We start from the raw sequence: 19,698 nt of genomic DNA on the forward strand, positions 1-19,698 counted from the left end.
GGAACTCCCTCGCGGGGTGTCAGTACGGCTCGTTAGGGTCGCTTGCGTGTCGAACCCCGTACCCGTACCCGCCCGGGACACCGAGGAGCCGGTCTTCACCGGCGTGCCCGACCGCGCGCAGTGGCGCTACAAGCCCCGGCGCGCCTTCTGGCGCAGCAAGGTGGTCCGGGCCGTCGCCGTGATCACGCTCCTTGTGCTGTGCGCCCTGGTGATCCTCGCGCTGGTACGGGAGGAGACCGGCACCGAGGGCTTCCTCGTCGGCCTCGGTCTGGCCGTCCTGCCGGTGCCGCTCCTCATGGCCGCGTTCCGCTGGCTCGACCGCGTCGAGCCGGGCCCGTGGAAGAACCTGCTCTTCGCCTTCGCGTGGGGTGCCTTCGCCGCCGCCCTCGTCGCGCTCACCGCCAACACGTTCGCGGTCCGCTGGATCGCGACCTCGACCGCCGACCCCGCCTCCGCGGACACGCTCGGCGCCACCGTCGTCGCGCCGGTCGTCGAGGAGAGCGCGAAGGCCGCGGCCGTGCTGCTGCTCTTCCTCTTCCGCAGACGGGACTTCACCGGACCGGTCGACGGCGTGGTCGTCGCCGGCTTCACCGCCACCGGTTTCGCCTTCACCGAGAACATCCTCTATCTCGGCCGGGCTTTCGGAGAGGACCAGGAGTTCGGCTCCTCGGGCCTCGGCTCGGTGACCGCGGGGACCTTCTTCGTACGGATCGTGATGTCGCCGTTCGCGCATCCCCTCTTCACCGTGCTCACCGGCCTCGGCTTCGGCTTCGCCGCCCTCGCCGCCCGCCGCAGGCGCGTGCGCCGGACCCTGCTGCCGCTGGCCGGTCTCATCCTCGCCATGGGCATGCACGCCCTGTGGAACGGCTCGGCGGTCTTCGGCGGATGGGGCTTCCTCGTGGTCTACGCCATGTTCATGGTGCCGGCCTTCGCCCTGCTCACCTGGCTGGCGATATGGAGCCGGCAGCGGGAGCTGCGCACGATATCCGGGCAGCTCCCGGCGTACGCGGCGGCCGGCTGGCTCTCCCCCGCCGAGCCGCTCGCCCTCTCCTCGATGCGGGCCCGATCGCTGGCCCGCGACTTCGCGGCCCGTACGTACGGCAGGCCGGCCGCCACCGCGGTCGGGGAGTACGAAGCGTTCGCCACGACCCTGGCCTTTCTGCGCCACCGGGCCCAGCGCGGCGCGGCCGGAGCGGACTTCACCGCCCGCGAGCAGGAGCTGCTCCACCACCTGTGGCAGCGCAAGCCGGTCGCCTCACCCGCGCTCACCTACGCGGCGCGCGCCACGGGCCAGGTGTGGGCGCCGCCGCAGTACCTCGACTACGGCGGCTACAACCCGTACCGCAGCTAGCGTCTTCCTCTAGGTCGTGTCCGGAGCGTAGCGCCGTCTGCCCGCAGGGCAGGGCCCGCGGCGTCCGGTGCGTGCGATCGCGAGGCGGAGGGTCACCCCGTACCGGGCGTACTCGGGTGATCCCGACAACGCAGCGAGCGAGCGGGCCAGGCGTCGCGGACCAGGCGGGACTTCACGGACCCGGCCTAGGCGGAGGCCTCGTCGAGCGTGGCCAGCTCCGCCGCGCTCAGGGTGAGGTCGGCGACCGCGACCAGGGCGGGAAGCTGCTCGGGAGTGCGGGCCGAGGCGATCGGCGCGGCGACGGTCGGCCGTGAGGCGAGCCAGGCGAGGGCCACCGTGGCGACCTCGGCGTCGTGGGCACGGGCCACCGCGTCGAGCGCGTCGAGGACCCGGCGGCCCCGCTCGGTGGCGAGGTGTTCACCGGCCCGGGAGGCCCTCGCGCTCTCGACGACGGTCCCGGGCCGGTACTTGCCGGTCAGGAAGCCTGAGGCCAGCGCGAAGTAGGGGACGGCGGCCAGTCCGGCCCGCTCGGCGGTGTCCTGGAGATCACCCTCGTAGGTGTCCCTCGAGACGAGGTTGTAGTGCGGCTGGATCGCCGCGTAGCGCGCGAGGCCCTCGGCCTCGGCGAAGTCCAGGGAGGCGCGCAGCCGCTCCGGGGAGATGTTGGAGGCGGCGACGGCCCGCACCTTGCCGTCCTTCACGAGCTGGTCGAGCGCGGCGACGATCTCCTCGACGGGGACGGACTCGTCGTCGAAGTGGGTGTAGTACAGGTCGATGTGGTCGGTGCCGAGCCGGCGCAGCGACTCCTCGGCAGCCGCCTTGATCGTGGCCGGCGAGAGGCCCTTGTACTGGGGATGGGCGCCGACCTTCGTGGCGAGGACGACGTCCGCGCGGTTGCCGCGTGAGGCGAGCCACCTGCCGACGACGGTCTCGGACTCGCCGCCCTGGTTGCCCTCGGCCCAGGCCGAGTAGGAGTCGGCGGTGTCGACGAAATTGCCGCCCGCGGCGGCGTAGGCGTCGAGGACGGCGAAGGAGGTCGACTCGTCGGCGGTCCAGCCGAAGACGTTGCCGCCCAGTGCGAGCGGGAAGACGTGCAGGTCCGAGGTGCCCAGTTGGCGGAGAGGAGAAGTCATGGAGTGCTCAACACCCCCCGCCGGGCGCCTGTTCCGGCAGCCCTGGCGTCGGGGGTGAGTCGCCAGGGCCGCCGACGCCGGGGGACTCGGGTCGGGGCGTGGGGCTACCGAGCTCGGGAGGTCAGACCGTGAGGCCCTTGTCGCGCAGCCAGGCCGCCGGGTCCACGCCCTCGCCACCCGCGGTGTGCACCTCCAGGTGCAGGTGCGAGCCGGTCACGTTGCCGGTCGCCCCCACGCGGCCGATCGTCTCGCCGGTGCCCACCGACTGGCCCACGCCGACCGTCATGGAGGACAGGTGGCAGTACCAGATCTCCGTGCCGTCCTCCAGCTCCAGGACGATCCGGTAGCCGTACGCGCCCGACCAGCCCGCCGACTTGATGGTGCCGCCGTGCACGGCCTTGACGGGGGTGCCGGTGCCGGCCGCGAGGTCGAGGCCGGTGTGGTAACCGGAGGACCACATGGAGCCGGACTGGCCGTACGTGGAGGAGATGTAGTACCCGGACGTGGGCAGCGCGTAGCTCGCGGCGAGCTTGGCCAGACGCTCCGCCTCGGCCTTCGCCGCCGCCTCCTCCTCGGCCTTCTTCTTGGCCTCGGCCGCCGCCTTCTCGGCGGCGGTCGCCTTGGCGGCCGCTTCCGCCGCGGCCTTCTCGGCCGCCGCCTTCTCCGCGGCAGCCTTCTCGGTGGCGTCGGCGGAGGCCTGCTGCTCCTCGGCCTGCTGGAGGATGCGGGCGCGCAGCGCCTCGCCGGCGTCGGCCGTGGACGAGGCGGCGGACACGCGGGTGACCGAGCCGTCCGCCGTGCCGGTCGCCTGGGCCGGGAGGGCGAGGGAGGCGGTGAGCGGCTGGGGGTTGTTCGTAGCGGAGTCCGCGCCCTCGTCGCCGTCGGAGATCAGCTCGCCGACGCCCGGGAGTTCGGAGGCGTCCGGGAGGCCGAGGTCGGGAAGGGATATGGAGACCGCGGGCTTGTCCTGCGCGGTGGCCATGCCGCCCGCGCCGACGGCCGCGATGACACCGACGCCGAGGACGGTGGAGGAACGGGCGAAGTTGGAGCGCTGCTTCACGACACGGTGACGTCCGCCGGAGCGGGCCTGCTGACGGAGGGACTCCTCGGTGGGGTTCCACTCCCCCCACGTCGTCGCGTCGTCATCGGTCCCGGCGGCACCCGAGGCACCGAATGCATGGAAGGGGGCTTCGGGGGCAGGGGTGTTGGACGCCACGGAGGCGTACTCCTTTCCTTCCTTCTCGCCTACCGGGTTAGCTGACGGGTTCGGAGCAGGAAGGTCTCCTACGAGCGCTGCCGCACGGGTGCGGAAGGGCCCGATTCACCCCAAGTGGTGGTTCCCCGGTTCCTCTTCAGGATTCGGCGCACGCGCACGGTGCCGTCTCTTGCGACGACTGGGACGACCGCGCTGCGTTATCGAACGTTAATAGACACGAGGGCCTGATTCCAAGCTGTTCCGGCTGATCGTTCAAGAGATTGACGCGGTACGGCCCGGTTTGACCTTTCCTGGGTAAACACGCGGCGAACGACCGCTATCTGACGGTGCATCAATTGTTATCGCAGCGGTACCTCGCCACTACGGATGGTGACCGGCCCCCCGGGTCACGGGACCACGGGCATCGTCCGGCGCCGTTCCGGCTGCCCCGCCGCCGGCCGGCTCACCGCGAGCAGCGCCATGTCGTCCGTCGCGCCCCCGCCCGTGTATCTGCGGACGTCGTCGACGAGCGCGTCCAGCAGCTCCTGGGGGCCGGGGAAGATCCGCCCGGCGAGACGCTCGGCGGGATCGTAGAACTCCCCCTGCGCGTCGCGCGCCTCGGAGAGCCCGTCGGTGTACAGGAGCAGCGTGGCCCCCGGCGGATACGGGGACTCGTCGGCCCGGTCCGGCCACGCGGCCAGCTCGCCCATGCCGAGCGGCAGCGCGGCCTCGCTCGGCGCCAGAAGAGCCAGTCCTCCGTCCGCGTACAGCAGCAGCGGCTCGGGGTGACCGCGGTTCACCACCCGTACGAGCCCGTCGCCGCGCGGGATCTCCGCCAGGACGGCGGTGGTGAACCCCTCGAACGCGTCCAGGCCGTCGCGGCGCGTTCCCTCCCGGGTCAGCGCGCGCTCCAGCCGCTGGGCGACGCCCTCCAGCGTCGACTCCTGCTCGGCCGCCTCCCGGAAGGCGCCGATGACGACGGCGACGGCCTCGACGGCGTCGAGCCCCTTGCCCCGGACGTCGCCGACCACGAGCCGTACCCCATAGGGCGTGTCCTGGACGGCGAACAGGTCACCGCCGATGAACGCGTCGGCCTGCGCCGCCTCGTAACGGGCCGCGACCTGCAGCCCGCCGATCCGCTCGGCGGGGGTGGGCAGCACGGCCTTCTGCGCGGTCTCCGCGATCACGCGGGCCGAGGCGAGCCGTTGGCCGCTGCGCCGCACGACCCGGTTGATGAGCAGGGCGAGCGCGGAGACGGTGACGACGGTGAACGTCTCGGTGAGGGCGGGGACGTCCGTGGTGGTGTCGTTGTAGAAGTGCAGCCCGACGCCGGCGAGCACGGCGGCGATCCCGGTGAGCAGCGTGGTCAGCATCGAGAAGAAGGGGGCCGCGACGAGGGGCGCGGCCGAGAACATCGGGGCGGCCGTGTACGAGGGCGGGGTGGCCAGGTCGAAGACGACGCCCCCGAGGATGATCAGCGGGGGCAGGGCCTTCAGGAACCGCCGGGCGCGCTCGACCTGGGCCGGCGTACGCCCATTGGCACCCGGACCCTGGCCCGCACTCCGGCCCGTACCCGGGTCCCCGCCCCGGCCCGTACCTGGGCCCGCACTCCGGGCCGCGCCTGGGCCCGTCGCCCGCCGACCCTGCCCGTGCCCCTGCCCCACCTGTGCTCTCCTGCCCGGTCCCGGTCCGTACACGGCGACGGACGGTACCGCGCCCTTCCCAGGGTGGGGGGCGCCGCGCCGCGCGGCGACCGCCGCTGGTCCGAGCGGGCTACGGAACGGCCCCGCGCCCCTGAACCCGGGACCGCTTCCCCCTCTACAGGTTCCGCTCCGCGTAGACCTTCATCGCGTCGCGGACCAGGACCGCCGTACCCTCGCCGTGCTTGTCGTAGTTGGCGGCGAAGCGCGGGTCGTCGACGTACATCTGCCCGAGGCCGATGACGTACTCCTTCGCCGGCGTCGTCGTGATCGACAGCCAGTCGATGTGGCGCCGGGTGATCGCCTGGACCTCGTCGCTGTCGGCGGCGAGACCCCGCCCCGCGGCGGCGGCGAAGTCGAGGGCGATGCCGGCCTGCTGGTCCATGAACGCCTGCTTCCGCTCGGCGTCGAGCGAGCGCCACCAGCGGTCGCCCTTCTCGTACGCGTCGCGGCCCCAGCGCTCGGTGACCTCCTTCTCGTACCGCGTGTGATCGAATCCGTCGAACATTTCGTCGGCCATGAGCTCTTCTCCGTTCTCGGTCTTGTGGAGAGTGGTCCGGACGGCGTCGATCTGCCGTCCGATCCGCTCCCGCTCCTGTTCGAGCAGGAGGAGATGGGTGCGCAGGGCGGCGGAGGTGTTCCGCTGTCCCTCGAGGACCTCGGCGATGGCGGGCAGGGAGAGCCCGAGCTCGCGCAGCAGCAGAATCCGCTGCAACCGCACGAGCGCCGCCTGGTCGTAGTACCGGTAACCGTTGGCGCCGATCCGGCTGGGCTCCAGCAGGCCGCGCTCTCCGTAGTGCCGGAGGGTGCGGCTGGTGGTGCCGGCCTTCCTGGCGATCTCTTGGATCGACCACTCCATGTCGAGAACGCTAAATCTTGACGTGACGTAAAGGTCAAGCGTGAAATCCGGGCCCCCGGACATCCCCAGAGCCCGGGGAACACAACGAAGGCCCGGATCCAGTGACTGGATCCGGGCCTTCGTTCACTACTGAGTAGCGGGGACAGGATTTGAACCTGCGACCTCTGGGTTATGAGCCCAGCGAGCTACCGAGCTGCTCCACCCCGCGTCGGTGAACATGACCTTACGGCATGGGCGGCGGATCCGGAAATCCGTTTCCCCGGCAGCCGGTCAGCAGCCGCAGTCCTCGGCGTCGACCGGGGCGGTCAGCGGGTCCGCGGCCTTCTTCTCCGGGCCCTCCCACGTCTCGTACGGGAAGCCCTCACGCACCCAGTACTCGAAGCCGCCGAGCATCTCCTTCACCTGGTAGCCGAGCTGCGCGAGGGCGAGCGCGGCGCGGGTGGCGCCGTTGCAGCCCGGGCCCCAGCAGTACGTGACGACCGGAACGGACTTGTCGAGCAGCTGCTCGGCCTGCTCGGGGATGAGCGCGGTCGGCAGGTGGACGGCGCCGGGGACGTGGCCCTGGTCCCAGGAGGCGGTGGAGCGGGAGTCGAGGACCACGAAACCGGGCTCGCCGTCGGCGGCGATGGCTGCGGCGACGTCGGAGACGTCGGCGTGGAAGGCGAGGCTGGCGGAGAAGAAGGCGGCCGCGGCGGCGGGAGAGGCCGGCGGGGTGCGAAGTACGGCGTTGACCTGCGCGGTTGTCGTCATGCATGAAAATCTACGGTCGAAGATCACGAGGCTGAAGTGGCGATCCCCGGCCCTGAAGCCGATCAGCCGGGGAAACGCGGGCGTTCACCGGGGGACGGCGGGGATCTCACGCATCGGACGGTTCCGGGGCGAGGGAAGGCCCGGAACCGGACCCTCGACGCCCACGCATCTGTCACATCGCGACCCCGTCCTCCGTCGTACCGGATGGCGGAAACCAACGAGGGAGAGGCACGGATGGACGAGAAAGACCTCCTGGCCGAGCGCTTCGAGGCCGACCGCACCCACCTGAAGGCAGTCGCCTACCGGATGCTCGGCTCGCTGAGCGAGGCGGAGGACGCCGTCCAGGAAGCGTGGCTCAAGCTCAACCGCTCGGACATCAGCGAGGTACGGAACCTCAGCGGCTGGCTGACGACGGTCGTCGGCCGGGTGTGCCTGGACATGCTGCGCTCGCGCTCATCGCGCCGCGAGGACCCGCTGGAGTACTACGTCCCCGATCCGGTCGTCCGGGGCACGGACGGCGTCCGCGACCCCGAGGAGGAGGCGCTGCTCACCGACTCGGTGGGTCTGGCGCTGCTCGTGGTCCTGGAGACGCTGGTCCCGGCGGAGCGGCTGGCGTTCGTCCTGCACGACATGTTCGCGGTGTCCTTCGACGAGATCGCCCCGATCGTGGACCGCACCCCGGCCGCGACCCGCCAGCTCGCCAGCCGGGCCCGCCGCCGCGTCCAGGGCGCGGCCCCGGCCCCCGCCCCGGACGTCACCCGCCAGCGCGAGGTGGTCGACGCCTTCATGGCGGCCTCCCAGGGCGGCGACTTCGAGGGCCTGCTCGCGGTCCTCGACCCGGACGTGGTCCTGCGCGCGGACGGCGGCAAACTGCTGGCGGCGGCCTCGAAGCTGGTCCGCGGCGCCGAGGCGGTCGTCAACCAGGCTCTCACCTTCGCCCGCTTCCGCCGCGCCCACCGCACGGTCCTGGTCAACGGCGCCCCCGGCATCGTCTCCGTGGTGGACGGCCGCCCGGCGGCCCTCATGGCCTTCACGGTCGTGGACGACCGCATCGTCGAGATCCAGATTCTGGCGGACCCGGAACGCCTGGCCCCCCTGCTGCCGGCGGGCCTGGCGGACGGGGCGGCTCTGGCGGACGACGACCACTGACCGTTCCGCCCGCCGAAAACGAATCCGGCCCCAGGTCAGAAACGTTCTGACCTGGGGCCGTTCGGTAGGCCGTGTGGGACTCGAACCCACAACCAACGGATTAAAAGTCCGCTGCTCTGCCAATTGAGCTAACGGCCCGCACCCGCAGCATAGCCTCCGTCCCCCGTCGGCTCCGACCCCATAAAGGGCCGGAGCGTCGCGGGGCGGCCCGGGGCGGGGGTACCGGGGCGGTCGGGACAGGGTCTTCTACGTCGGCCGACCGCCGCCGAGCTTCACGCGGGCGCCGGACACGCCCGTACCCGTCCCGTTGTACCGCCACAGGACACCGGCCGTCTCACGGGCGACCAGGTCCCCCTTGCCGTCGGCGGTGAGGCCGCCGACGGCAGTCAGCGTGGCGTGGATCCGCCACCCCGTACCGGCTTCACCCGGGCGCCCAGCGTGCCCTCGTCCGTGCCGTAGTACCGCGACAGGGCACCGGCCGTGTCCCTGGCGAGAACGTCACCGAACGTGTCGCCGTTCAGATCGCAGACACCGACGAGGGCGGCGTAGGTCTGCCGTCCGGTGGCGATCCTGACGCGCGGCGCGAATCCGCCCGCCTCGTTGTCGGCGTACAGCCACAGCTTGCCGGCCGGCGTACGCGCCGGCACGTCCGCCCGTCAGACAGCCCCAGGAAGTCAGGGGGTTGGAGTTCCGGCCGCTGCCGAGGGAGGCCCGGGGGCCGCTCGGCGAGAACGCCGTTCCGCAGCGGCGGTCGTGGCGCGTCAGCGCACCCGCAGCGGTCCGCGAACCCCGAGCCCTCGCCATGGGCGACCCCGAGCACGGTGACGTCACCCTTTCGAACCCGCGCAAAGAGACAGGGCCCGTACGGCACCGAGGTGTCGTACGGGCCCTGTTCAGGCTCTGCGCCGTTCAGGCTCTGCGCCGTTCAGGCTCTACGCGAGGTCAGCCGTTGCGCTTCCAGCGCGGCTTGTCGTCGCGGCGGGCGAAGGAGGAGCTGTTCGAGCCGGTGCCGCGGTGGTCGCCGCCGCGGTGGTCGTCACGACGGCCGTAGGGGCGGTCGCCGCCACCCGGGCGGAAGCCGCCCGACGGACGGTCGTCACGACGGTCGCGGTTGAACGGACGGTCGCTGCCGCGGTGGCCGCCCGAGGGACGGTCGTCACGGCGGTCGAAGGAACGGCCGCCACGGTCGTCGCGGTTGAAGCCACCGGACGGGCGGTCGTCACGACGGAAGCCACCGGAGGGACGGTCGTTGTCGCGGCGGAAGCCGCCACCCGACGGGCGGTCGTCACGACGGAAGCCACCGGAGGGACGGTCGTTGTCGCGGCGGAAGCCGCCACGGTCGCCACCACGGTCGTCACGGTTGAAGCCGCCCGACGGGCGGTCGTCACGACGGAAGCCACCGGAGGGACGGTCGTTGTCGCGGCGGAAGCCGCCACCCGACGGACGGTCGTTGTCACGACGCTCGAACGAACGGCCACCACGGTCGTCACGACGGTCGTCGCGGCGGAAGCCGCCACGGTCGCCACCACGGTCACCGCCGCGGAAGCCACCACGGTCACCGCCGCGGTCGCCACCGCGGTCACGGCGCTCGTAGTTGCCCCGCTCGTCGCGGAACGCCGGCGTGCGCTCCTCGCGGCGCTCCTCGCGCACCGGCTCGGCAGCGGCCACCACGGCGGCGACCTCGGCCTCGGCGGCCTCCGTCACCTCGGCGACCGCGGCCTCCGGGTCCTCGCCACGCTCACGCGCGGAACGGGCGACCAGGCGGTCGGCCTCCTCGCGGAGCTCGACGGCGCGGCGCGTCAGACGCTCCAGCTGCTTGGTGAGGTCGGCGACCTCACGCTCGGCCTGCTTGGCCGCGTTGTTCGCGGAGTCGGCCTGGACCTCGGTCAGCGAACGCGCACCGGTGATCTCGGCGACCTCCGGGTCGAACGCGCCCGCACCGCCCACGATGTGGCGCGAGGCGTCGACGCCCGCGTCCTCCATCAGACGGAAGATCTGGCGGCGCTGGTGCGGGAGGGCCAGGGAGACCACGACACCCGAGCGGCCGGCGCGAGCCGTACGGCCCGAGCGGTGCAGGTAGTCCTTGTGGTCGCCGGCCGGGTCCACGTTCAGGACCAGGTCGATGCCGTCGACGTGGATACCGCGGGCGGCGACGTCGGTGGCGACCAGCGCGTTGACGTAGCCGTCCTTGAAGTCGGCGAGGACGCGGGTACGGGCACCCTGCGTCATGCCGCCGTGCAGCGCGTCCGCCTTGACGCCCGACTCGACGAGCTGCTCGGCGATACGGTCGGCGCCCAGCTGGGTCCGTACGAAGATGATCGTGCGGCCCTTGCGGGCGGCGATGGCGGCCGTGACCGGCGCCTTGTCCTTCGGCTTCACGACGAGGACGTGGTGAGTCATGGTGGTGACGTTGCCCTGGGCGCTGTCGACCTCGTGCGTGACCGGGTTGTTCAGGTAACGCTTGACCAGCGTGCCGATCTCGTTCTCCATGGTCGCGGAGAAGAGCATGCGCTGACCGCCGACCGGGATCTGGTCGAACAGCTCGGTGACCTCGGGCAGGAAGCCCAGGTCGGACATCTGGTCGGCCTCGTCGAGGACCGCGACCTGGACGTTCTCGAGGGAGCAGGCGCCACGGTTGATGATGTCGCGCAGGCGGCCCGGGGTGGCGACGAGGATGTCGACGCCGCGCTCGAGGGCGTAGATCTGGTTGCCCATGGACGTACCGCCGCAGACGACCTTGATCTTCAGGCCGAGCACGTCGCCGTACGGCTGGAGGGCGTCCGCGACCTGCATCGCGAGCTCACGGGTCGGGGTGAGGATGACCGCGCGGGGCTTCTTCTTCTCGGTGTGGCCGCCGGCGAGCTGCGCCAGGGTCGGCAGACCGAAGGAGAGCGTCTTGCCGGAGCCGGTACGGCCGCGGCCGAGGATGTCCTTGCCGGCCAGGGCGTCCGGGATGGTCGCCGCCTGGATCGGGAAGGGGGTGGTCACGCCGTTCTGGGCGAGCTTGCGCACGACGCCCTCGGGCAGGCCGAGGTCGGCGAACGTGACGGTGGGCTCGGAGGACTCGTCCTCGGCCGACTCGGTCCCGGCGGACGCGTCCTGAGCGGACTCGTTCAGGGGGGACTCGAGAGCGGCGGCCTCGGTCTCGACGATCTCGGTGGCCTCGAGGGCCTCGACGATCTCGTCGCTCTGGGGCAGGACGGCGTGGTCAGAACTGAAAATGGACATGCGAAATGCGAAACCTTCCGGAGTCTCGGCACGCGCCCGTCAACTCCGTGAAATTCGCAAATCGACCGCCTCAATGCGGTCAGCCACGGCTAGGGAGAGTACGCGCCACACGGCGCTCTTCTGTTTCGGCGCCGGGCAATGGGATCAAACGATCTATAACCATACGCACCCTTCCCGCCTCATGGCAAACCGGCGTGCGTCACACCGGCCCGACCTGCGGAGATGCTTCCGGCTCGGCCGTCCCGCCGGGGCTGTCCGCCGCCTTCATGGCACCCATGTGGGTGTCCGCGCCGGGGGTCGACGTCGGCGGATCGGTCGGCTCGGGGGTCGGCTCGGGAGTGGGCTCCACCGTCGGCTCGGGGGTCGGCTCCGGGGTCGGGGTCGGCTCCGGCGGCTCGACCGGTGCGGACGTCTCGCCGGCGGGGGCACTTGGCCCGCCCGCCCCGCCGGGCACCTGGCCGGGATTCGGCTTGCCGCCCCCACCCCCGCCCGACGACCCCGCGGGCGCACCCGCCGAGGGCTTCCCGCCGGACGACGGCGACCCGCTCGGCACCGGCGACTCCTCGCCCGCGCCGTCCGCCTCCGGGCCGCCCTTGCCGGAGGCGTCGTGAGCGCCGGCGCCGCGCCGGTCCGCCGGCCCCACCCCGCCGCCGGCCTCGGCGGCCACACCCTGCTTCCCCGCGGACTTGCTGGGCGCCGGCTTCGCGCCCTCGTCACTGACACTCATACAGCCGCTCATACCGGCGCAGGCGGCGACCGCCAGCGCGGCGGCGGCCCATCTCACACGGGTGGGCAAATGGGGCATGGAGGGCACCTCCAGGACACAACGGGCGGGAAGGAACGCGTCTCGCTGCCCAACTCCCCGCGCACCACAAGGGACACGCCTCCCTCCACGACACAACCCCCGGCCCCGGAGTCGCTCCGGGACCGGCGGTCGCCCGGCGGGGTGGGGCTGCCCGGCTCCCGTCGCCGCTGAGAAGGCTCAGGTCGTCGAGGAGGTCTTCGAGGGTCCGTACGCCGCCCACGTCGATCAGGTCGCCCACGCCGTGCACGGTGTCGGATTCGGCAGGGCGCTGCCCGACATCCCGAGCACGGCCACGACTGCGAGGCGGCACCGGCGCGAGCGCGCCTGTAGGCGTGGTTCACGCCCCGCGGAACCGGCGGTCCGCGCGTGGGGCCACCGTCCGCTCGTGATCGCCACTCCGATGCCACACGGGGTTCTCCGACGCCACGCGTGGGCGCGGCGGAGCAGTTCCGCCCGGCGGCCCCCAACCGGGCGGCCGTCAAGGACAATGACGGTGTGCTGGAGATGACACGCGACACGTTCGAAGAGCTGGTGGCCGAGGCCCTGGACACGATCCCGCCGGAACTCACGCGGGTCATGGACAACGTGGCCGTGTTCGTGGAGGACGAACCCGACCCCTCGGATCCGGAGCTCCTCGGGCTGTACGAGGGAACCCCCCTCACCGAGCGCGGGGAGTGGTACGCCGGTGTCCTGCCGGACCGCATCTCCATCTACATGGGCCCCACCCTGCGCTACTGCGAGACCCGGGACGACGTGGTGCACGAGGTCGCCGTGACCGTGGTCCACGAGATCGCCCACCATTTCGGCATCGACGACGAACGCCTCCACGCGCTGGGCTGGGGCTGAGACCGGGGCCGTCCGGGAGCCCAGCCCCACCCCCGGCGGAAACCGTTTTGGCGATAGCGGTCGGCATCCCATATGCTTCTCACGTCCCCGACGCGCTGAGAAGCGCCCAGGTGGGCCCTTAGCCCTCATCGTCTAGTGGCCCAGGACGCCGCCCTTTCAAGGCGGTAGCACGGGTTCGAATCCCGTTGGGGGCACGCACAACTGTGTGCGAGACTTGTTCTCGCACATTGCAAGGTCCTGTGGAGCAGTTGGTTAGCTCGCCACCCTGTCAAGGTGGAGGTCGCGGGTTCAAGTCCCGTCAGGATCGCTGAGGTCAGAAATGATCTCGTGGCTGGGTAGCTCAGTTGGTACGAGCGATCGCCTGAAAAGCGATAGGTCGCCGGTTCGACCCCGGCCCCAGCCACCATCGAAGGCCCCGTCCGGTGGACGGGGCCTTCTTCGTGTGTACGTACGAAAGTCTCGACGCCCCGGCCCCCTGCGGGAGGAGGCGGGCGCCCCCTCCCGTACGGCTCAGACCTCCTCGCGCCGTCCGCCGCGCCCGCCCCGGACCGCGAGCACCACCGCGATCACCGCCACCACGGCGACGACCGCGATCAGCAGCACCCCGTCCGGCACCGACCGGCCCAGCGACGCCACCCGCTCCTCCACCGCGAACGAGTCGTCCACCGAGAGCAGCCCCGGCAACGCCGTGGTGCCGTCGAAGACCAGGAAGACCGTCCCCAGGAGGACGAAGAAGAGGCCGGACAGCAAGGTGGTCGAATGCGCCTCGAAGCGGCCGGCACGGAGGGTCCGGCCGCGCAGCCAGCGGCGCCGGCCCAGTTCGTACCGCTCCCAGAGCAGCGCGAGCAGGAACAGCGGGACCGCCATGCCCAGCGCGTACACCGCGAGGAGCAGCCCGCCGTACGCCGGGCTGCCGCTCAGGGCCGCCACCGTCAGGACGCTGCCGAGGATCGGGCCGGCGCAGAAGCCGGCGAGGCCGTAGACGAGGCCGAGGGCGTAGACGGAGACGGCCCGGGTGGGCCGGATCCGGCCGCTGACCTCGGCGATCCGGCGGGAGGCGAAGCCCATGCCGAGGATCTGGACCGTCCCGAGCAGGATGATCAGCCAGCCGCCGAGCGCCACGAGCAGGTCCCGGTGGCCGTAGAACAGCCGCCCGGCGAAGGACCCGGCCGCGCCGAGCGGGACGAGCGTCGTGGCGAGACCCGCGTAGAAGATCCCGGTACGGGCGAGGAGCCGGCCGGCCGAGTCGATCGAGTACGCGAAGAAGGCCGGGAGCAGCAGGGCGCTGCACGGGCTGAGCAGGGCGAGGAGGCCGCCGAGGAAGGCCGCCAGATAGCCGATGTCGGCGGTCACCGCCCGGCCGCCGGCTTCCCGCCCGACTCCCCGCTCTTCGGCTTCTCGCCCGACTCCCCACCCGCCGCCTTCCTGCCCGTCGCCTCGGCCGCCTTCGCCGCCGCGTCGATCGCCCGCGTGAAGGTCTCCGTCGGCTGCGCTCCGGCGATCGGCCGGCCGTTGATCAGGAACGAGGGAGTCGAGGTCGCTCCGAGCGAGTACCCCTGCTCCTTGTCGGCGCTCACCGCCGCACGGGCCGCCGCACTGTCCGTGTCCCGGGCGAACCGGGCGAGGTCCCCCACCCCCGCCTGCCTGCCCAGGGCCGCCAGCCTCTCCTTGCCGAAGCCCTTCTCCTTGGCGCCCTCCGCGTACGCGGCCCGGTGGAACTCCCAGAACCTCCCCTGCTGCCCCGCCGCCCACGAGGCCCGCGCCGCCGCCTCCGACTCCTCTCCGAAGATCGGGAAGTTCCGCCACTCGATGCGCAGGGTGCCGCCCTCGACGTACTTCTTCACCAGGGCCGGCTCGGTGTCCCGGGCGAACTTCCCGCAGTAGCCGCACTTGAAGTCGGCGTACTCGATCAGGACGACGGGCGCGTCGGCCCGCCCGAGGGCCAGCTTGTCGGAGGCGTCGCGGCGGGCGTACGCCTCCAGCTCGGGGTAGACGCCGGCGGTCGGGTCGACGGAGACCTCGGCGACGGAGGCACCGCCGTCGCCGCCGGAACCGGACGGCTTGGTGGCGGTGTACGAGACGAGCCCGAGCAGCGCGGCGGCGACCGCCACCCCGGAGACGATCATGATCGGCTTGGACCGGGAGGCGGTCCCCGAGGCGGGCCCGGACGTGGACGTGGACTTGGACATGCGCAATCGCTCCTGAGAGGGAAGACAAGGACGGACGGCGGAGGTGACCGTTCCGTCTAGACCCGCAGGATCGACAGCTCCATCGGTGACGGTGGTACGAGTCCGGGCGGCTCGGGCTCCGGATCCGGCCCGGTCAGGAGGTGCCGTACGTCCTCGCCCGCGCCCCGGACCGGCGCGGGCGGCAGCTCGCCGCCCCCGTTGCCGTACGGCCGGGGCGGTACGGCGGGGCTCGCCGCCCCCTCGCTCGGATGCCCCTGGCCACAGCCCGGCGGCGCTCCGGCGTCGACGACCACCGCTGCCGGGCTCGGGGCCGCCACGGTTCCGCCGCAGACCAGCAGTCCCAGCACCACGCCCAGCAGCGCGGCGAACGCCGCCGACGCGCGGGCGATGCGGGACATGGGGACCTCTCGGCTGTCTCGGGTGGACTGCCCGAAATAGTACGGGCCGCCCGGCTCGGGCCCCGGAACGGCCGTCACCGAGCCACCGCCCCGCTCTGCTAAATCGGTTCGCCGGTTCTCGGCCCGGGGTGCGATCCTGGATTCCGTATGTCTACTTCCTTCGCCGCCCTCCAGTCCGTCCTGGCCGAGGTCTCGCTGCGGGACGCCCACCGGCTCGGCCGCCGCCTCGAGGGCGCCCGCCGCATCCGCAAGCCCGAGGCCCGTGAGGCCGTCCTGGACGAGATCGCCGCCGAGGCCGGCAAGGCCAAGGAGCGCGTCGACGGGCGCGCCGCCCGTGTGCCCGCGATCACGTACCCCGAGCAGCTGCCCGTCTCCCAGAAGAAGGACGAGATCCTGGAGGCGATACGTGACCACCAGGTCGTGATCGTCGCCGGTGAGACGGGCTCCGGAAAGACCACGCAGATCCCCAAGATCTGTCTGGAGCTCGGCCGGGGCGTGCGGGGCATGATCGGCCACACGCAGCCCCGCCGGATCGCGGCCCGCACCGTCGCCGAACGGGTCGCCGACGAGCTGAAGACCCCGCTCGGCGAGGCGGTCGGCTGGAAGGTCCGCTTCACCGACCAGGTGAACCCCGACGCGACCTTCGTGAAGCTGATGACGGACGGCATCCTGCTCGCCGAGATCCAGACGGACCGCGAGCTGCGCGCCTACGACACGATCATCATCGACGAGGCCCACGAGCGGTCCCTCAACATCGACTTCCTGCTCGGCTATCTGGCCCAGCTGCTGCCCAAGCGGCCCGACCTCAAGGTCGTGATCACCTCCGCGACCATCGACCCCGAGCGCTTCTCCCGCCACTTCGGCGACGCTCCGATCGTCGAGGTCAGCGGCCGGACCTATCCGGTCGAGGTCCGCTACCGCCCCCTCCTCGAAGAGGACAGCGAGGAGTCGGACCGGGACCAGATCACGGCGATCTGCGACGCCGTCGACGAACTCCAGGCCGAGGGCCCGGGCGACATCCTCGTCTTCCTCTCCGGCGAGCGCGAGATCCGCGACACGGCGGACGCGCTGATCAAGAAGCAGCTGCGCTCGACCGAGATCCTGCCGCTCTACGCCCGCCTGAGCCACGCCGAGCAGCACCGCGTCTTCCAGGCCCACTCCGGCCGCCGGATCGTCCTCGCCACGAACGTCGCCGAGACCTCGCTGACCGTTCCCGGCATCAAGTACGTGATCGATCCGGGCACCGCCCGCATCTCTCGCTACTCCCACCGCACCAAGGTCCAGCGGCTGCCGATCGAGCCCGTCTCGCAGGCCAGCGCCAACCAGCGCAAGGGCCGTTGCGGCCGGACGTCCGACGGCATCTGCATCCGGCTGTACTCCGAGGACGACTTCGTCTCCCGACCGGAGTTCACGGACGCCGAGATCCTCCGTACGAACCTGGCGTCCGTCATCCTGCAGATGACCGCCGCCGGCCTCGGCGAGATCGAGAAGTTCCCCTTCATCGACCCGCCGGACCACCGCAACATCCGCGACGGCGTGCAGCTCCTCCAGGAGCTGGGGGCCATCGACCCCGCCGAGAAGGATCCGAAGAAGCGGCTGACCCAGCAGGGGCGCAAGCTCTCCCAGCTGCCGGTCGACCCCCGCCTGGCCCGGATGGTCCTGGAGGCGGAGCGGAACGGCTGTGTACGGGAAGTCATGGTGATCGCGGCCGCGCTCTCCATCCAGGACCCGCGCGAGCGCCCCGCCGAGAAGCAGGCCCAGGCCGACCAGCAGCACGCCCGCTTCAAGGACGAGACGAGCGACTTCCTCGCCTTCCTCAACCTCTGGCGGTACGTCCGCGAGCAGCAGAAGGAGCGCGGCTCGTCCTCCTTCCGCCGGATGTGCAAGCAGGAGTACCTGAACTTCCTGCGGATCCGCGAGTGGCAGGACATCTACGCGCAGCTGCGCACGGTCGCGAAGCAGATGGGGATCCACCTCAACGACGAGGACGCCCCGGAGCAGTCCGTCCACGTCTCGCTCCTCGCCGGCCTCCTGTCCCACATCGGGATGAAGGACGTGAAGGAGGGCGCGAAGAACGAGTACCTGGGCGCCCGCAGCGCCAAGTTCGCGATCTTCCCCGGCTCGGCGCTCTTCAAGAAGCCCCCGCGCTTCATCATGTCCGCCGAGCTGGTGGAGACCTCCCGCCTGTGGGCCCGGGTCAACGCGAAGATCGAGCCCGAGTGGATCGAGCCGCTCGCCCAGCACCTGATCAAGAAGACGTACAGCGAGCCGCACTGGGAGAAGGACCAGGCGGCGGTCATGGCGATCGAGAAGGTGACGCTGTACGGCGTCCCGATCGTGACCGACCGCAAGGTGAACTACGGGAAGATCGACCCCGAGGCCTCCCGCGAGCTGTTCATCCGCAACGCGCTCGTCGAGGGCGACTGGCGCACGCACCACAAGTTCTTCGCCGACAACCGCAGACTCCTCACCGAGGTCGAGGAGTTGGAGCACCGCGCCCGCCGCCGGGACATCCTGGTCGACGACGAGACGCTCTTCGACTTCTACGACCAGCGGGTGCCCGAACACGTCGTGTCCGGCGCGCACTTCGACTCCTGGTGGAAGCACAAGCGCCGCGAGGAACCGGAGTTCCTCGACTTCGAGCGCGAGATGCTCATCAACGAGAAGGCCGGCGCGGTCACCAAGGACGACTATCCGGACTCCTGGCGGCAGGGGCCGCTGAAGTTCCGGGTGACGTACCAGTTCGAGCCGGGCGCGGACGCGGACGGCGTCACCGTCCACATCCCGCTCCAGGTCCTCAACCAGGTCACCGACGAGGGCTTCGACTGGCAGATCCCGGGCCTGCGGGAAGAGGTCGTGACCGAGCTGATCCGATCCCTCCCCAAGCCGATCCGGCGCCACTACGTCCCGGCGCCGAACTACGCGTCCCGCTTCCTCGACTCGGCCGTCCCCCGCCAGGAGCCGCTGCCGGTCACGCTCGCGCGCGAGTTGCAGCGGATGGTCGGCGTCCCCGTCACGGCGGAGGACTTCGACCTGTCCCGGGTCCCCGACCACCTCAAGATCACCTTCCGGATCGTCGACGAGCGACGCCGCAAGGTGGCCGAGGACAAGGACCTGGAGGCGCTCAAGCTGAAGCTGCGCCCCAAGGCCCGCCAGGCCCTCTCCAAGGCCGCCGCGGCGGCCACGGCGGGCCCGGACGGCTCCGGGCAGTCCCTGGAGCGCACGGGGCTCACGGAGTGGACGATCGGCACCCTCACCAAGATCTTCGAGACCCGGCGGGCCGGCCAGCCGGTCAAGGCCTACCCGGCGCTCGTGGACGAGGGCGACACCGTCGCCGTACGACTCTTCGACACGGAGGCCGAGCAGGAGCGGGCGATGTGGCGGGGGACGCGGAAGCTGATCCTGCTGAACATCCCGGTGAATCCGGCGAAGTTCGCCTCGGACAAGCTGACCAACCAGCAGAAGCTGGCCCTGTCGCGGAACCCGCACGGCTCGATCCAGGCCCTCTTCGACGACTGCGCCACCGCGGCGGCGGACAAGCTGATCGCGGACCACGGCGGACCGGTCTGGGACGAGGAGTCCTTCCGGAAGCTCTACGACAAGGTCCGCGCGGACCTCGTCGACACGACGGTGCGGACGGTGGGCCAGGTCCAGCAGATCCTCGCGGCCTGGCAGGCGTGCGAGCGGCGGCTCAAGGCGACGAACAGCCTGGCGCTGATGAAGAACCTGGCGGATGTCCGCGAGCAGCTGGCGTGGCTGATGCCGGCGGGCTTCGTCACGAAAACGGGTATGCGGCGGCTGCCGGACCTGATGCGCTACCTGGTGGCGGTGGACCGCCGGCTGCAGCAGATGCCGACGGGGGTCCAGCGGGACACCACGCGCATGGAGAAGGTCCACGAGATGCAGGACGAGTACGCCTGGCTGCTCGAACAGCTCCCGCAGGGGCGGCCGGTGCCGAAGGAGGTCACCGACATCCGCTGGATGATCGAGGAGCTCCGGGTCAGCTATTTCGCGCACGCGCTGGGAACGGCGTACCCCGTCTCCGACAAGCGGATCGTGAAGGCGATCGACGCGGCGGCACCGTAGGGACTGCCC

General features: G+C 71.6%; 15 protein-coding genes, 5 tRNA genes and 1 riboswitch. Of the genes, 7 read left to right on the forward strand and 13 right to left on the reverse strand.

All coding sequences use genetic code 11. The features are described 5' to 3' along the window. The first annotated feature begins 46 nt into the window (after positions 1-46). A complete protein-coding gene (locus tag IE136_RS03365; protein ID WP_189599355.1) occupies positions 47-1,351 on the forward strand; it encodes a PrsW family intramembrane metalloprotease in 1,305 nt (434 codons plus the stop codon). A gap of 185 nt (positions 1,352-1,536) precedes the next feature. Here the strand turns inward: IE136_RS03365 and IE136_RS03370 are convergent, their stop codons facing one another. The 6 genes from IE136_RS03370 to IE136_RS03395 form a co-directional block, all read right to left on the reverse strand. Continuing rightward, entirely contained in the window at positions 1,537-2,484 is a 948-nt protein-coding gene (locus IE136_RS03370) for an aldo/keto reductase (protein ID WP_189599356.1), read from the reverse strand. A 121-nt stretch (positions 2,485-2,605) separates the two neighbouring features. Next, complete coding sequence (locus IE136_RS03375) at positions 2,606-3,700, reverse strand: M23 family metallopeptidase (protein WP_158988729.1); 1,095 nt, start codon at positions 3,698-3,700, stop codon at positions 2,606-2,608. Between the two features lie 11 nt (positions 3,701-3,711). After that, positions 3,712-3,859, reverse strand: a riboswitch (cyclic di-AMP (ydaO/yuaA leader). 227 nt (positions 3,860-4,086) lie between these two features. Further along, positions 4,087-5,175, reverse strand: a complete 1,089-nt coding sequence (locus IE136_RS03380; RefSeq protein ID WP_229818654.1) for a PP2C family protein-serine/threonine phosphatase — start codon at positions 5,173-5,175, stop codon at positions 4,087-4,089. Between the two features lie 322 nt (positions 5,176-5,497). Beyond that, positions 5,498-6,238: a MerR family transcriptional regulator gene (locus IE136_RS03385; protein WP_158988728.1), complete on the reverse strand. Its 741-nt coding sequence runs from the start codon at positions 6,236-6,238 to the stop codon at positions 5,498-5,500. A gap of 134 nt (positions 6,239-6,372) precedes the next feature. Next, positions 6,373-6,446 (reverse strand) — tRNA-Met (locus IE136_RS03390). Between the two features lie 62 nt (positions 6,447-6,508). Then, positions 6,509-6,988, reverse strand: coding sequence for a rhodanese-like domain-containing protein (locus IE136_RS03395; RefSeq protein ID WP_158988727.1), 480 nt, complete (start codon positions 6,986-6,988; stop codon positions 6,509-6,511). A 234-nt stretch (positions 6,989-7,222) separates the two neighbouring features. On the opposite strand from IE136_RS03395, the gene sigJ reads away from it, so the two are divergent. Further along, positions 7,223-8,137: an RNA polymerase sigma factor SigJ gene (gene sigJ, locus IE136_RS03400; protein ID WP_189599358.1), complete on the forward strand. Its 915-nt coding sequence runs from the start codon at positions 7,223-7,225 to the stop codon at positions 8,135-8,137. Positions 8,138-8,202: 65 nt separating this feature from the next. Here sigJ and IE136_RS03405 read toward each other — a convergent pair. The 4 genes from IE136_RS03405 to IE136_RS03420 all read right to left on the reverse strand — a co-directional run bounded on the left by IE136_RS03405 (position 8,203) and on the right by IE136_RS03420 (position 12,170). Then, positions 8,203-8,275, reverse strand: a tRNA-Lys gene (locus tag IE136_RS03405). 248 nt (positions 8,276-8,523) lie between these two features. Further along, on the reverse strand, positions 8,524-8,784 hold the full coding sequence (locus IE136_RS03410; protein ID WP_189599359.1) for a hypothetical protein: 261 nt from the start codon (positions 8,782-8,784) through the stop codon (positions 8,524-8,526). 295 nt (positions 8,785-9,079) lie between these two features. Beyond that, entirely contained in the window at positions 9,080-11,365 is a 2,286-nt protein-coding gene (locus IE136_RS03415; RefSeq protein ID WP_189599360.1) for a DEAD/DEAH box helicase, read from the reverse strand. Between the two features lie 199 nt (positions 11,366-11,564). Next, entirely contained in the window at positions 11,565-12,170 is a 606-nt protein-coding gene (locus tag IE136_RS03420) for a hypothetical protein (protein ID WP_189599361.1), read from the reverse strand. A 495-nt stretch (positions 12,171-12,665) separates the two neighbouring features. Here IE136_RS03420 and IE136_RS03425 point away from each other — a divergent pair, with 495 nt between their 5' ends. From IE136_RS03425 to IE136_RS03440, 4 genes are all read left to right on the forward strand, one after another. After that, a complete protein-coding gene (locus tag IE136_RS03425; protein ID WP_158994510.1) occupies positions 12,666-13,016 on the forward strand; it encodes a metallopeptidase family protein in 351 nt (116 codons plus the stop codon). 121 nt (positions 13,017-13,137) lie between these two features. Continuing rightward, positions 13,138-13,210 (forward strand) — tRNA-Glu (locus tag IE136_RS03430). A 39-nt stretch (positions 13,211-13,249) separates the two neighbouring features. After that, positions 13,250-13,323 (forward strand) — tRNA-Asp (locus IE136_RS03435). Positions 13,324-13,345: 22 nt separating this feature from the next. Beyond that, positions 13,346-13,422: transfer RNA gene (locus IE136_RS03440), tRNA-Phe, on the forward strand. A 104-nt stretch (positions 13,423-13,526) separates the two neighbouring features. Here the strand turns inward: IE136_RS03440 and IE136_RS03445 are convergent. The 3 genes from IE136_RS03445 to IE136_RS03455 are packed head-to-tail and all read right to left on the reverse strand — an operon-like array spanning position 13,527 to position 15,603. Beyond that, positions 13,527-14,369 (reverse strand): cytochrome c biogenesis CcdA family protein, encoded by an 843-nt coding sequence (locus tag IE136_RS03445; protein WP_189599362.1) that lies wholly within the window; start codon positions 14,367-14,369, stop codon positions 13,527-13,529. Further along, positions 14,366-15,205, reverse strand: coding sequence for a DsbA family protein (locus IE136_RS03450; RefSeq protein ID WP_189599363.1), 840 nt, complete (start codon positions 15,203-15,205; stop codon positions 14,366-14,368). The genes IE136_RS03445 and IE136_RS03450 overlap by 4 nt, the downstream gene beginning before the upstream one ends. A 56-nt stretch (positions 15,206-15,261) precedes the next feature. Further along, complete coding sequence (locus IE136_RS03455; protein ID WP_158988720.1) at positions 15,262-15,603, reverse strand: hypothetical protein; 342 nt, start codon at positions 15,601-15,603, stop codon at positions 15,262-15,264. Positions 15,604-15,750: 147 nt separating this feature from the next. Between IE136_RS03455 and hrpA the strand changes: the two genes are divergently transcribed. After that, complete coding sequence (gene hrpA, locus IE136_RS03460; RefSeq protein WP_189599365.1) at positions 15,751-19,689, forward strand: ATP-dependent RNA helicase HrpA; 3,939 nt, start codon at positions 15,751-15,753, stop codon at positions 19,687-19,689. Positions 19,690-19,698: the final 9 nt, after the last annotated feature.

Source organism: Streptomyces lateritius (assembly GCF_014649715.1).
Lineage (GTDB): Bacteria > Actinomycetota > Actinomycetes > Streptomycetales > Streptomycetaceae > Streptomyces > Streptomyces lateritius.